Below are 12,463 nucleotides of genomic sequence, written 5' to 3' on the forward strand. Positions count from 1 at the left end.
TCGTGGGCTCTTGCCCGGCGATGGCGAAGACGAAACCACCGAGTAACAGATTACTTATGTGGAGCCCCGCATAGTGTCTCACCCTACGGCTGTTCCGAACAGAGCACCGAGGGCGTACGTCACACCTGCCGCGGCACCACCGAGCGCCAGCTGCCTCATCCCGCTGAACCACCAGGACCGCGCCGTCACCTTCGCCACGAGCGCCCCGCACGCGAAGAGCCCGATGAGCGCGAGCAGCACCGCGGGCCACATCGTCGAGGCCCCGAGCAGATAAGGCAGTACGGGCACCAGGGCGCCCAGCGCGAACGCCCCGAACGACGATACGGCGGCGACCAGGGGTGAGGGAAGGTCCCCGGGATCGATACCGAGCTCCTCGCGGGCGTGGATCTCCAGCGCCTGCTCAGGATCCCTGGACAGCTGACTGGCGACCTCACGTGCCAGGCCCGCCTCGACTCCCCGCGACTCGTAGAGCGCGGCGAGCTCCTCCAGCTCGTCCTTCGGGTGCTTGCGCAACTCGCGCCGCTCGACGTCGAGTTCGGCTTCGACGAGTTCGCGTTGCGAGGCCACGGAGGTGTATTCACCCGCCGCCATGGAGAAGGCGCCGGCGGCAAGCCCCGCGAGCCCGGTAATAACAATGGTCTGCTGCCCCACGGACCCACCTGCCACGCCGGTCATGAGCGCCAGATTCGAGACCAGACCGTCCATCGCGCCGAAGACCGCCGGGCGCAGCCAACCTCCATTCACGTCACGGTGCGTGTGGTTGTCGCGGTGCGCCTCGTGGAGCGTCGCCTCGGTCTCGATGATGGCCATGTCGCCAGTTCCCCTCTCGCCGGAGGCGGGGCCGTACGCGGCCCCTCCACCCCCTCAACACCATCGAAAGTACGCACGATTCAAGCCTCCCGCCAGCAAGGAAGGCCGTACTTACCCGCAGCTCAGACCCCACGCCGACCGGGTGACGCTGCCGTTTCGGAGCCTTTGCCGGGCCCTCGCGTGGCACAGATCCAGGAACGAGCCCAGGGAGTTGATTGCATGCAATCCCGCACCGATCACGGCCGCGCGCTGCAGGCCCTGCGCGAACTTCACGCCATTCGCGCACTCCGCGACAGAGGGCGGGGCGCCCTGCTCGGCCTGGCGGTGGGCGACGCGCTCGGGGCCCCGGCGGAGAACATGAAACCCTCCGAGATCCGCCGACGTTGGGGCCGTATCGAAGGCTTCGTGTCCTCCGACCCCGCCGGTACGGACGACACGGAGTACGCGATCTTCTCCGGCCTCCTCCTGGCCCGCCACGGCTCGGCGCTGACCGTGGCGCACGTCGAGAACGCGTGGCACCTGTGGATCGCCGATCTGGACGAGGGGCCGTTCCGCGGCGCGGGCTTCAGCGAGCGCGGCACCCTGGAGAACCTCCGCCGCGGCCTGGCCGCCCCCATCTCCGCCCAGCACCGGCACGCGTGGAGCGACGGCCTGGCGATGCGCGCCGCCCCCTTCGGCGTCTTCGCGGCGGGCCGCCCGGCGGAGGCGGCGCGGCTGGTGGCGATCGACGGCTGCGTGAGCCACGAGGGCGAGGGCATCTACGGCGGCCAGGCGGTGGCGGCGGGCGTCGCGGTGGCCATGACGGGCGGCACGCCCTCCGCGATCACCGCCGCCGCCCTGTCCGTCATCCCGTCCGACTCCTGGACGGCCCGCTCCTTGCGCCGCGCGGTGGCGGCGGCCCCGGACGGCGAACGGGCGGTGCGCTCGGCGGTGGTGATCGGCGGTTACCCGTGGACGGATCTGGCCCCGGAGGCGGTGGGCCTGGCGTTCGGCGCGTTCGCGGCGGCGCGGGGTGACTTCAGGGGCTCCGTCCTCACCGCGGTCAACATGGGCCGCGACGCCGACACGACGGCAGCGGTGGCAGGCGCCCTGGCCGGCGCGATGTGCGGGGCGGGGGCGATCCCCCCGGCCTGGGCGTCGGTGATCGCCCCGGCGAGAGGCAGCTGCCTCCCGTCAATGCGAAACCACCACGTCCTGGACGTAGCCGACCTCCTGATCCCGGACGACGACCCTCCCGACACCATCCCGCCGACCGACGGCATCACGTGGGACGGCGGAATCCCGGACAACAGGCCCTCGGGGCGCGGCACCACAACCGGCACCCCCTGGGACAGCAGCCCCACAGACAACAACCCCTCAGGGGGTGGACCCACAGCCGGCGCCCTCTGGCGCGACGGAGCCCCAGGCACCACCCCCGGGGACGGCGGAACGCCAGCCAGCAACCCCTCCGGCGGCGGGCCCACAGCCTGCACCCTCTGGGGCGGCGGAACGCCAGCCAGCAACCCCTCGGAGGGCGGCACCACAACCGGCACTCCCTGGGGCGGCGGAACGCCAGGCGGCAGCCCCTCGGGGGGTGAACCCACGGCCGGCACCCCCACACGCGGCAACGCCCCGTGCTGCGCAACCACGAGCGTCGGCCCGCGCCCCAACCCATTCCGGGCGGCATCATGACCCCCTACAACCCCGCGCAAGCCACCCCCGCCCCGGGCGACAGCCCCAGCTCAGGCCTGGGGTCCGGGGCCGGGTCAGCGGAAACCTCGGCGCTCACCGCAACCCCGGCCACGCTCCCGCCACGGAGCGCCGAAACCCAAGCCCGCGCCGACACGGGACCGGCATCTGCGCTCGCGCCGCCCCACGCGTCAGGGAACGACCTCGGCCCACCCGGCGCGTGGTGCGGAGTAGCAGTAGCAGACCCACCCACACCAAAAGCAGAACCCACCCCCACGCCCACCCACGCCGCTGCGGCGGACCCGCGCCGGATCGAGGGCCTGCTCCTCGGTCTCGCCGCAGGTGACGCCGCCGGGTGGCCCGCCGCCCGCCACCGCGCCGCCCGCATGCCCGACTGGACCCGCCGCCTCACCCGCGAACTCGACACCTTCGCCGAGCAGAACGCCACCACCACCCTCCCCGTCCCCATCGCCCTCAACCAGCCCCCCGAACCCCTGCGCCTCGGCCCGTCCGACGACGCCGAGTGGGCCGCCTTCACCGCCGGTACGATCCTCGCCGCCGCCCCCGGCAAGATCCGCGCCGCCGTCGACCGCGCCTGGACCGCCCTCGCCGCCGAAGTCGCCGCCGCCGCAGACCGCGCCCCCGAGGTCGAGTCCGCCGTACTCCCCCTCCGCGCCCGCATCTCCGTACGCGCAGGCCTCGGCAACCTCGCCACCGGCCTGCGCCCACCCGCGACCGGCCACGACAATCCGCACTACTTCGACGACGCCGCCTGCATCCGCGCCGCCGTCCTCGCCACCGCCCACCCCGGCGACCCGGCCGCCGCCGCCGAACTGGCCGAGTTCGACGCCCGCTACACCCAGGACGGCGACGGGGTCCACGGCGCTCGCGCCATGGCCGCGGCGATCGCGGCGGCGCTCGGCGGCGCCGGGGTCGACGAGGCCGTGGACGCAGCCCTCGCCCAGCTCCCCGCGGCCACCGAGATCGGCCGCAACGCGGCCCACGCCGTACGCCTGGCCCGCGAAGCCGAAGCCGCCCCCACGTCCCCACCCGGCGGCGCCTTCGCCCTGGTCCCCACCCTCGAACACCAGATCGTCGACCACGTTTACAGCTACGGCATCGCCGCCGCCGAAACCGTCCCCGTCGCCCTAGCCCTGGCCACCGCCGCCCGCGGCCGCGTCACCGAGGCCGTACCCGCGGCAGCCTGCCTGTCCCGCGTCGCCGACTCCGCCCCCGCCCTCGCCGGCGCGCTGACCGGCGCACTCTGCGGCGGCGACGCGCTCCCGGCCGGCTGGCGCCACACCTGCCGGACCCTGGTCGGCTGCTCCCTCCCCCGCCTGGCCGGCACGGACCTGGTGGAACTGGCCGCACAGCTCACTGCACAACTCCACCCCACCCCCGCCCCCACTCCCAGCCCTCACACCACGAACGGATGCCTCACCACATGACAACTTTCCCGCCACTCACCCTGGAGGACCGGACCACCGGCAGCCTGATCGGCGCAGCGGTCGGCGACGCACTCGGCGGCCCGGTCGAGGGCTGGTCCCCCGAGCAGATCTCCGAACGGCACGGCGGCCGCGTCCACGGCATCGTCGGCCCGTTCTACGACGACTGGCGTACGGCGCGCCCCATCGCCCCGTACCACAAGGGTGACGGCCACATCACCGACGACACCCTCATGACCCACGCCCTGGTCCGCGTGTACGACGCCGTACGCGACCACCTGGACGCCTACGCGATCGCCGACCACCTGGTCCCCCAGCTCATCGAATCCCCCGTCTACATCCCCGAGTTGGAAACAGAGGCGCTCCCCCTCCAGCGCATTTTCCTTGCCGAGAAGTGGATCGTCGCCCGCCTCCACTACGGCCACATGGACCCACGCGAAGCCGGCACCGGCAACATCGTCAACTGCGGTGCGGCGATGTACATGGCCCCGGTCGGCCTGGTCAACGCGGGCAATCCCACCGCGGCGTACGCGGAAGCGATCGACGTGGCCGGCGCCCACCAGTCGTCGTACGGCCGTGAGGCAGCCGGCGTCTTCGCCGCCGCCGTAGCCGCCGCCTGTACGCCCGACGCCACACCCGCCACAGTCGTCGACACCTGCCTTTCCCTCGCCAAGGACGGCACGCGCTCAGCGATCGAGGCAGTAGCGGAAGCCGCCGTACGCCACCACGACTTCGAGTCCGCACTCGCACCCCTCCGCGCCGCCGTAGCCCCCTTCGACACGGTGGGCCCGGACTACCGCAAACCGACCCTCGCCGCCCGCCGCCCCTCCCGCCTGCACTCCATCGAGGAACTCCCCATCGCCCTGGGCATGCTCCTGGTAGCGGGAGGGGACTACCGCCACACCGTCCTGGGCTCGGTCAACTACGGCCGCGACTGCGACTCGATCGCCACGATGAGCGGCGCGATCTCCGGTGCCCTGTACGGCGAATCAGCCATCCCGTCCGACTGGGCGAAGACGGTCGCCGAGGCGAGCCGAACCGACCTGCACGCCCCGCCCCGCACCCTGGCGGCCGTGACTCGCGAGATCTACGCCCGCGACACCGCGCGCCGCAGGACCCACGAGGCAACCTTCACCGCCCTGACAGGCACACCATGAACGTCCGGCTGACCTGGGTGCAACCAGAGGACCTGATCACCCACGAACTGCGCCAGGCATCGGAGGACGGCCGCGACACGACAGCGATCCGCGCCCGCTGGCAATCGGCAGGCGGCCCGCCATCCCCACCCCCCACGGGCGCGTCCCCCACCCCCGCGCCCCCACACCTGCGCACGCTGGCAGAACAACTCCTGAACGACCTGTCCCAGCTCGCCACCCCCACCACCCAAGCAGAACCAACACCCCTACAGGCCATCAGATCAGCCTGCCCAACATGGCCCACCAAGACCCCACCAACCCCGGTGCCAAAAGGCGACGAGACCACCCCCGCCCACCAGCCAACGGTGCCAGGAGGGAACACCCCGATCAGCTCCCCCCAGACCCCGGCTCACCTGCCACGCCACCCGGGAGGGGACGTGCCGGTCAGCTCCCCCCACCCCCCGGCTCACCTGCCACGCCGCCGGGGAGGGGACGTGCCGGGGCGCTCCCCGCAGGGCGTTGAACGCAACCACCGCCAGCGAACCCCCGGCACCGACCCCGAAGCCCCCCCAACCGCACCCAGCGACGCCCGCCCCCCGCGGCCAGAGCCAGTCGCAGCCCCCCTCCTCACCCGCCTGCACGCCGCCTGGCTCGGCCGCGCCGCCGGCTGCCTGCTAGGGAAACCGGTCGAGAAGCTCCCCCTCACCGCCATCCGCCAACTCGCCGCCGCCACCGGCAACTGGCCCCTGAAGACCTGGTTCACCGCCCAAGGCGTCCCCCGCGACCTCCTCGCCCGCCACCCCTGGAACCGCCGCTCCGCCCCCACCTCCCTGGCCGAGAACATCAACGGCATGCCCGAGGACGACGACCTGAACTACCCCCTCCTCGGCCTGCTCCTCCTCCAGCGCCACACCAAAGCCTTCACGACCACCCAGCTTGCCAACCTCTGGCTGGACGAACTCCCGGCCGGCCGCACGTTCACCGCCGAACGCATCGCCTACCGCAACCTCCTCCTCGGCCTGACGCCCCCTCAAACCGCCACGCACCACAACCCCTTCCGGGAATGGATCGGCGCCCTGATCCGCGCCGACATCCACGGCTGGACGCACCCCGGCAACCCGGCCGCCGCCGCCGAACAGGCCCACCGGGACGCGACCCTCACCCACACCGCGAACGGCGTGTACGGCGCGATGTTCATCGCGGCGACCATCGCCGAAGCCGCCGCCGGCACCACCGACGTACACCACTGCCTGCGCACCGGCCTGACCGTCGTCCCCCCGGAGTCCCGCCTGGCTCAAGCCGTCCGCTTCGGCATCAAGGCAGCAGCCAAAGCGTCAAGAGCCACCTTCGACACCGTCGTGGACGAACTCCACACCACCTACGGCCACCACCACTGGGTACACGTGCTCCCGAACGCCGCCCTGATCGCAGCAGCCCTCACCCACGCCGACGGCGACTTCACCGGCTCCATCTGCCGAGCCGTGTCCGGCGGCTGGGACACCGACTCCAACGGCGCGACCACAGGCAGCATCGCCGGCCTGCTCACCGGCTCCCCCGAGGCGATCCCCACCCACTGGACCGCCCCCCTCCGCAACCGCCTGGCCACTTCCGTCACAGGCTTCGACGGCATCGGCTTCGACACCCTGGCCCACCTCACCCACACGGAGGCACTACGCCCATGACCTTGGCACCAGCACCAGCACCAGCACCCACCCCACCCCCACCCCCACCCCTCACCGGCCTCCGAGTCCTGGACCTGGCCACCCTCTTCGCCGGCCCCCTGGCCGCCACCATGCTCGGCGACTTCGGCGCAGACGTGATCAAGGTCGAGCACCCGGCCAAACCCGACCCGTCCCGAGGCCACGGCCCGTCCAAGGACGGCATCGGCCTGTGGTGGAAGCTCCTCGGCCGCAACAAACGCACCATCACCCTCGACCTCTCCGCCCCCACCGGCCGCGATGCTCTCCTGCGCCTCGCCGCCACCACCGACGTGATCATCGAGAACTTCCGCCCCGGCACCCTGGAGAAGTGGGGCCTCGGCCCGGCGGAGCTGAGCGCCGCCAACCCCCGCCTTGTCCTGGCCCGCGTCACCGGCTTCGGCCAGTTCGGTCCGTACTCCCACCGCCCGGGCTTCGGCACGCTCGCCGAGGCGATGAGCGGCTTCGCGGCGATCACCGGCGAACCGGAAGGCCCGCCCACGCTCCCCCCGTTCGGCCTGGCCGACTCGATCACGGCGCTCGCGACCGCCTACGCGGTGATGACCGCACTCACAGCCCGCACCACAACCAACCGGGGCCAGGTCATCGACATGGCCATCATCGAACCGATCCTCACCATCCTCGGCCCCCACCCCCTCTGGTACGACCAACTCGGCTACGTCCAGCCCCGTACCGGCAACCGCTCCCGCAACAACGCCCCCCGCAACACCTACCGCACCGCCGACGGCGCCTGGGTTGCGGTCTCCACCTCGGCGCAGTCCGTCGCCGAGCGCGTGATGCGCCTGGTGGGCCGCCCGGACCTGATCAACGAACCGTGGTTCACCACCGGCAGCGGCCGAGCCGAGAACGCCGACGTACTCGACGAGGCGGTAGGCCACTGGATCGCCCGCCGCACGCGCGACGAGGTGATTGCCGCGTTCGAAAAGGCCGAGGCGGCGATCGCCCCCGTCTACGACGTACGGGACGTCATGACCGACCCCCAGTACCGCGCCCTGGACACCATCACCGAGATCCAGGACCCCGACCTGGGCCCCCTGCGCATGCAGAACGTCCTCTTCCGCCTCTCCGAGACGCCCGGCGCGATCCGCTGGGCCGGCCGCCCGCACAACGCCGACACAGAAGCCGTACTCACCGAGGCGGGACTGTCCGCGTCCGAGATCGCCACGCTCCGCGCGACCGGCGGCACCCGATGACCACACCTCTCACCGCCCTGACCTGGCTGTACGTACCGGGCGACCGCCCCGAAACGGTCGCCAAGGCGCTGCGGTCCGGCGCCGATGTCGTGATCGTCGACCTGGAGGACGCGGTCGCACCGGACCGCAAGGGGTACGCCCGCTCAGCAACCGCCGAACTTCTCACCGAGCGTCACCCCTCACCCCCCGTCCACGTCCGGGTGAACGCCCTGGGCACCCCCTTCGCCGAGGCGGATCTGCGCGCCCTCGCCGGGCTGCCCGGACTATCGGCCCTCCGCCTCCCGAAGGTCACGGACCCCACCGAGGTACGGAACGTCGCACAGCAGATGCCGGACGTACCGCTGTACGCCCTGCTCGAATCGGCGCTCGGCATCGAACACGCGCACGCCATCGCAGTGGCGCACCCTTCGCTACGAGGGATCGCTCTCGGCGAGGCGGACCTCTGCGCGGACCTGGGCGTACGGGACGACGCGGGGCTCGCGTGGCCGCGCAGCCGGGTGGTGGTCGCGGCACGGGCGGCGGGCCTGGAACCGCCGGTCCAGTCGGTGTACCCGGACGTCCGGGACCTGGAGGGGCTGGCGGCGTCGTGCGCGCGGGGCCGGGCGCTGGGCTTCCTCGGCCGTACCGCGCTGCATCCTCGCCAGCTGCCGGTGATCGAGCGCGCTTTCCTCCCCCCACCTCAGGAGGTCGAACAGGCGGAGGAAATCGTCAAGGCCGCCGCCGCGGAGGGCGGCGCGCTGGCCCTCCCCGACGGCCGCTTCGTCGACGCGGCGGTAGTAGCGGCCGCCCAGCGAACCCTGTCCCTGGCGTCCCGCGCCACCGCCTGAGCGGTGCGGTGCGCCTACACCACGTGCGGAGCGCTGCACCGCGCCCGGTCCTCAAACGCCGGACGCCCTAGTCCTTGGCCTCGGCGTCAGCCTTGCCGCCGGCCCCGGCATCAGCACCCGCATCGCCATCAGCGTCGGCACCCACACCCGCACCGTCCGCCCCCGCGTCGCCCTTCTCCAGCGAGACCGGCTCGACGATCTCCTCGCGCCCCGGCCGCGCCTTCGCGGAGATCACGAAGTACGCGACGGCGAACACCAGCACCACGATCGAGGTCCACACATTGAGCCGCAGCCCCAGCACGTGGTGCGCCTCGTCGACGCGCATGTACTCGATCCAGCCACGGCCCATGCAGTACAGCGCGACGTACAGCGCGAAGACCCGCCCGTGCCCGAGCCTGAAGCGGCGGTCGGCCCAGATGACGACCAGCGCCGCGCCGACGCACCACAGCGACTCGTACAGGAAGGTCGGGTGGTACGTCCCCGCTTCGCGGTTCACGCCCTCGGAGATCTTGAGTGCCCAGGGCAGATCGGTCGGCCGCCCGTACAACTCCTGGTTGAACCAGTTGCCCCAGCGGCCGATCGCCTGGGCGAAGGCGAGACCGGGAGCCAGCGCGTCGGCCCAGGCCGGCAGCGGAATCCCGCGGCGGCGGCAGCCGATCCAGGCGCCGACCGCGCCGAGAGCGACGGCTCCCCAGATACCGAGGCCGCCCTCCCAGATCTTGAACGCGTCGACCCAGTTCTGACCCTCGCTGAAGTACAGCTGGTAATCAGTAATGACGTGGTAGAGCCGCCCGCCGACGAGGCCGAACGGCACCGCCCACACGGCGATGTCGGCCACCGTGCCGGCTTTACCTCCCCGGGCGACCCAGCGCTTGTTGCCGTACCAGACGGCCACAAAGACGCCAATGATGATGCAGAACGCGTAGCCGCGGAGCGGGATCGGTCCGAGCTCGATCACACCGGTCGACGGGCTGGGGATGTAGGCAAGGTCCATGGCAGGGTCGACGCTACCTTGCCGGGTGGGACGTACGACAACCCACCCGGCAACGTCTGGATAACGAGCCGCCCCGCACCCACGCCCCCAGGCAGGCCCGGCCCGCGCCCCTACGGCGTAACGGGAGGCACAGACGCCTGAGGCACGGAGGCCGGCGGCACAGACACCTGGGGCGCGGGCGAGGCGGGAGGCACCGAAGCCGGGGCCGCGGCTCCCGGAGGCGCAGAGGCCTGCGGCGCGGACGACGCCGGAGGCGCGGGCGCCGGGGACGTCGCGGACCCGGGCGGAGTGGCGGTCGCCGTCCCCGCCTTCTTGCCCTTGTTCGCCTCGGCGACCCACTTCTTCAGGTTCTGGGGCGAGATCTGCTCGTTGCCCTTCTTCGGGAAGATCGACTCACCGTTGAGCTGCACGGTCGGTGTCCCGCTGACGTCGCTCTTCTGGAACGCCTCGTGTGACTTCCGCACCCAGCCGTTGTGCGTCCCGTCGGCGACACACTGCTTGAACGGTTCTGTGACGAGCCCGTCGACCTTCCCCGCCAGCTCGATCAGGCGGCTGTCCTTGGCGAAGGCGTCGTCGGGCTCGGGCGGCTGGTTCTGGTAGAGCACGTCGTGGTACGGCGCGAACTTGCCCACGTCCTGCGCGCAGGCCGCCGCGTTGGCCGCCTTCAGCGATCCGGAGCCGCCCATGTTCCCGTCGATGAGCGTGACCAGGTGGTACTCGACCTTGATCTGGCCCGCGTCCTCCAGCTCATGGATCGTGTCCCGCAAGGCGTTCTCGAACAGGGCGCAGGCCGGGCAGCGGAAGTCCTCCCACACCGTGAGGGTCGACGGTGCGTCCGCCGCCCCCACCACGATCTTCGGATCGCCCTTGTCGTCCGTGCCCTTGGGCGCCACCACGGCGCTCGCACTGTCGTCGCCGTTCCCGTCCGAGCCCGAGTTCGCGGCGAGAATGCCCACCACGGCGGCCAGCGCCAGCACGCCGACCACAGCCGAGGCCACGATCAATGTCCGCCTGCGTCTGTCACGCGCCTTCTGCGCCTCGCGCTCCTGAATGAGGCGCTCGCGGGCGGTTCGTTTTCCCTCACGGTTCTTGTCACTCACACCCGCAGCAACGAACCGGGAAGGCGCCGGCGCGCCTCCCCGGTCCAGGTCCACCCTTACGGGCTACACCGCTCAGTTGTTCGCTTCAGGTGGGATCAGGCAGCGCCGGCCCCGCCGCCGCCCCTGCGCACGCCCTCGGCCAGCTCGCCCGCGAGCGCCCGTACGGCCTCCAGACCCGCCGCTTCGTCCGGCGCGTCCAGCAGCCGCTGAACGAAGGCGGACCCGACGATCACGCCGTCGGCGAAGGCGGCGACCTCCTCGGCCTGTACGGCGTTGGAGACCCCGAGCCCGACGCACACCGGCAGCTCGGTCGTCGCCCGCGTCCGCCGCACGAGGTCCTGCGCCTGCGCGCCCACCGACTCACGCGTACCGGTCACGCCCATCAGCGAGGCCGCGTAGACGAATCCCGACCCCGCCGCCGTGATGGTGGCGAGGCGTTCGTCCTTGCTGCTCGGCGCGACCACGAAGACCGTGGCCAGGCCGTGCTTCTCCGCGTGCTCGCGCCACAGCGCGGACTCCTGCACCGGCAGATCGGGCAGGATGCAGCCCGCGCCGCCCGCCTCCGCGAGCTCCGCCGTGAAGCGCTCCACGCCGTACCGGTCGATCGGGTTCCAGTACGTCATGACGAGCACCGGCGCCCCGGTCGCCTCATGCGCCTCCCGAACCGTCCGCATCACGTGGGCGATCTTCACCCCACCCCGCAGGGCGATGTCGTCGGCGGTCTGGATGACCGGCCCGTCGAGCACCGGGTCGCTGTGCGGCAGCCCGATCTCCACGACGTCCGCGCCACCCTCCAGGACCGCCTTGACGGCCTCGATCCCGCCGTCGACGGTCGGGAACCCGGCCGGGAGATAGGCGATCAGAGCTGCCCGGTTCTCGGACTTGGCCCGCTCCAGGGTGTCGCTCAGCAGCTGAATGTTCCCGCTCACTTGGTGTCCCTCTGGATCTCGGCGGCGCCGTTGACGGCGGAGGCGTCGGCCTCGACCTCTGCGTCGGTGTCGTACAGGCCGAAGTAACGGGCGGCCGTGTCCATGTCCTTGTCGCCGCGGCCGGACAGGTTGACCAAGATCAGCCCGTCCTTGCCCAGCTCCTTGCCGAGCTCCAGCGCACCGGCGAGCGCGTGGGCGCTCTCGATGGCCGGGATGATGCCCTCGGTGCGGGACAGGAGCAGCAGCGACTGCATCGCCGCATCGTCCGTCACGGCCCGGTACTCGCCGCGTCCGCTGTCCTTGAGGTACGCGTGCTCCGGGCCGATGCCCGGGTAGTCCAGGCCCGCCGAGATCGAGTACGGCTCGGTGATCTGGCCCTCCTCGTCCTGGAGGACGTACGACCGCGAGCCGTGCAGGATGCCCGGCTCACCCGCCGACAGGGTGGCCGCGTGCTCACCGGTCTCGATGCCGTGCCCGGCGGGCTCACAGCCCACGAGGCGTACATCCGCGTCCGGGATGAACGCATGAAAGAGACCGATGGCGTTGGACCCGCCGCCGACGCACGCGACGGCCGCGTCGGGCAGCCGCCCCGCCCGCTCCAGGATCTGGCGGCGCGCTTCCACGCCGATGACCCGGTGGAAGT

At 72.1% G+C, this 12,463-nt stretch carries 10 protein-coding genes and 1 pseudogene; 6 read left to right on the forward strand and 5 right to left on the reverse strand.

Annotated features, from left to right (window positions below; all coding sequences use genetic code 11):
* Positions 1-78: 78 nt before the first annotated feature.
* Positions 79-810 (reverse strand): VIT1/CCC1 transporter family protein, encoded by a 732-nt coding sequence (locus J7E91_RS26805; protein WP_214909017.1) that lies wholly within the window; start codon positions 808-810, stop codon positions 79-81.
* Between the two features lie 249 nt (positions 811-1,059).
* Here J7E91_RS26805 and J7E91_RS26810 point away from each other — a divergent pair.
* From J7E91_RS26810 to J7E91_RS26835, 6 genes and pseudogenes are all read left to right on the forward strand, one after another.
* A pseudogene (locus J7E91_RS26810) lies at positions 1,060-2,040 on the forward strand (ADP-ribosylglycohydrolase family protein); the annotation flags it as partial.
* 437 nt (positions 2,041-2,477) lie between these two features.
* Positions 2,478-3,926: an ADP-ribosylglycohydrolase family protein gene (locus J7E91_RS26815; protein WP_251016275.1), complete on the forward strand. Its 1,449-nt coding sequence runs from the start codon at positions 2,478-2,480 to the stop codon at positions 3,924-3,926.
* Positions 3,923-5,080 (forward strand): ADP-ribosylglycohydrolase family protein, encoded by a 1,158-nt coding sequence (locus tag J7E91_RS26820; RefSeq protein ID WP_251016276.1) that lies wholly within the window; start codon positions 3,923-3,925, stop codon positions 5,078-5,080. Before J7E91_RS26815 ends, J7E91_RS26820 begins: the two co-directional genes overlap by 4 nt.
* The gene (locus J7E91_RS26825; RefSeq protein WP_214909020.1) at positions 5,077-6,741 is read left to right on the forward strand and encodes an ADP-ribosylglycohydrolase family protein; all 1,665 of its coding nucleotides are present in this window, start codon (positions 5,077-5,079) and stop codon (positions 6,739-6,741) included. Before J7E91_RS26820 ends, J7E91_RS26825 begins: the two co-directional genes overlap by 4 nt.
* Complete coding sequence (locus tag J7E91_RS26830; protein ID WP_214909022.1) at positions 6,738-7,970, forward strand: CaiB/BaiF CoA-transferase family protein; 1,233 nt, start codon at positions 6,738-6,740, stop codon at positions 7,968-7,970. The genes J7E91_RS26825 and J7E91_RS26830 overlap by 4 nt, the downstream gene beginning before the upstream one ends.
* The gene (locus J7E91_RS26835) at positions 7,967-8,797 is read left to right on the forward strand and encodes a CoA ester lyase (RefSeq protein WP_214909024.1); all 831 of its coding nucleotides are present in this window, start codon (positions 7,967-7,969) and stop codon (positions 8,795-8,797) included. Before J7E91_RS26830 ends, J7E91_RS26835 begins: the two co-directional genes overlap by 4 nt.
* Before the next feature lie 67 nt (positions 8,798-8,864).
* Here the strand turns inward: J7E91_RS26835 and lgt are convergent, their stop codons facing one another.
* The 4 genes from lgt to J7E91_RS26855 form a co-directional block, all read right to left on the reverse strand.
* The gene (gene lgt, locus J7E91_RS26840; protein ID WP_214909026.1) at positions 8,865-9,791 is read right to left on the reverse strand and encodes a prolipoprotein diacylglyceryl transferase; all 927 of its coding nucleotides are present in this window, start codon (positions 9,789-9,791) and stop codon (positions 8,865-8,867) included.
* 110 nt (positions 9,792-9,901) lie between these two features.
* Complete coding sequence (locus J7E91_RS26845) at positions 9,902-10,891, reverse strand: thioredoxin domain-containing protein (protein WP_214909028.1); 990 nt, start codon at positions 10,889-10,891, stop codon at positions 9,902-9,904.
* Positions 10,892-10,986: 95 nt separating this feature from the next.
* Positions 10,987-11,820 carry a tryptophan synthase subunit alpha gene (gene trpA, locus J7E91_RS26850; protein ID WP_214909030.1) on the reverse strand — a complete coding sequence of 278 codons (834 nt, stop codon included), beginning with the start codon at positions 11,818-11,820 and terminating at the stop codon, positions 10,987-10,989.
* A partial coding sequence (locus tag J7E91_RS26855; protein WP_214909032.1) for a pyridoxal-phosphate dependent enzyme occupies positions 11,817-12,463 on the reverse strand: 647 nt, incomplete at its 5' end. The genes J7E91_RS26855 and trpA, both read right to left, overlap by 4 nt.

Source organism: Streptomyces sp. ISL-99 (assembly GCF_018614005.1).
Lineage (GTDB): Bacteria > Actinomycetota > Actinomycetes > Streptomycetales > Streptomycetaceae > Streptomyces > Streptomyces flavidovirens.

Excerpts from the sequence above, each read along its gene's own strand:
- J7E91_RS26805 (WP_214909017.1), bottom strand. The coding sequence starts at position 810 with ATGGCCATCATCGAGACCGAGGCGACGCTCCACGAGGCGCACCGCGAC.
- J7E91_RS26815 (WP_251016275.1), top strand. The coding sequence starts at position 2,478 with ATGACCCCCTACAACCCCGCGCAAGCCACCCCCGCCCCGGGCGACAGC.
- J7E91_RS26820 (WP_251016276.1), top strand. The coding sequence starts at position 3,923 with ATGACAACTTTCCCGCCACTCACCCTGGAGGACCGGACCACCGGCAGC.
- J7E91_RS26825 (WP_214909020.1), top strand. The coding sequence starts at position 5,077 with ATGAACGTCCGGCTGACCTGGGTGCAACCAGAGGACCTGATCACCCAC.
- J7E91_RS26830 (WP_214909022.1), top strand. The coding sequence starts at position 6,738 with ATGACCTTGGCACCAGCACCAGCACCAGCACCCACCCCACCCCCACCC.
- J7E91_RS26835 (WP_214909024.1), top strand. The coding sequence starts at position 7,967 with ATGACCACACCTCTCACCGCCCTGACCTGGCTGTACGTACCGGGCGAC.
- lgt (WP_214909026.1), bottom strand. The coding sequence starts at position 9,791 with ATGGACCTTGCCTACATCCCCAGCCCGTCGACCGGTGTGATCGAGCTC.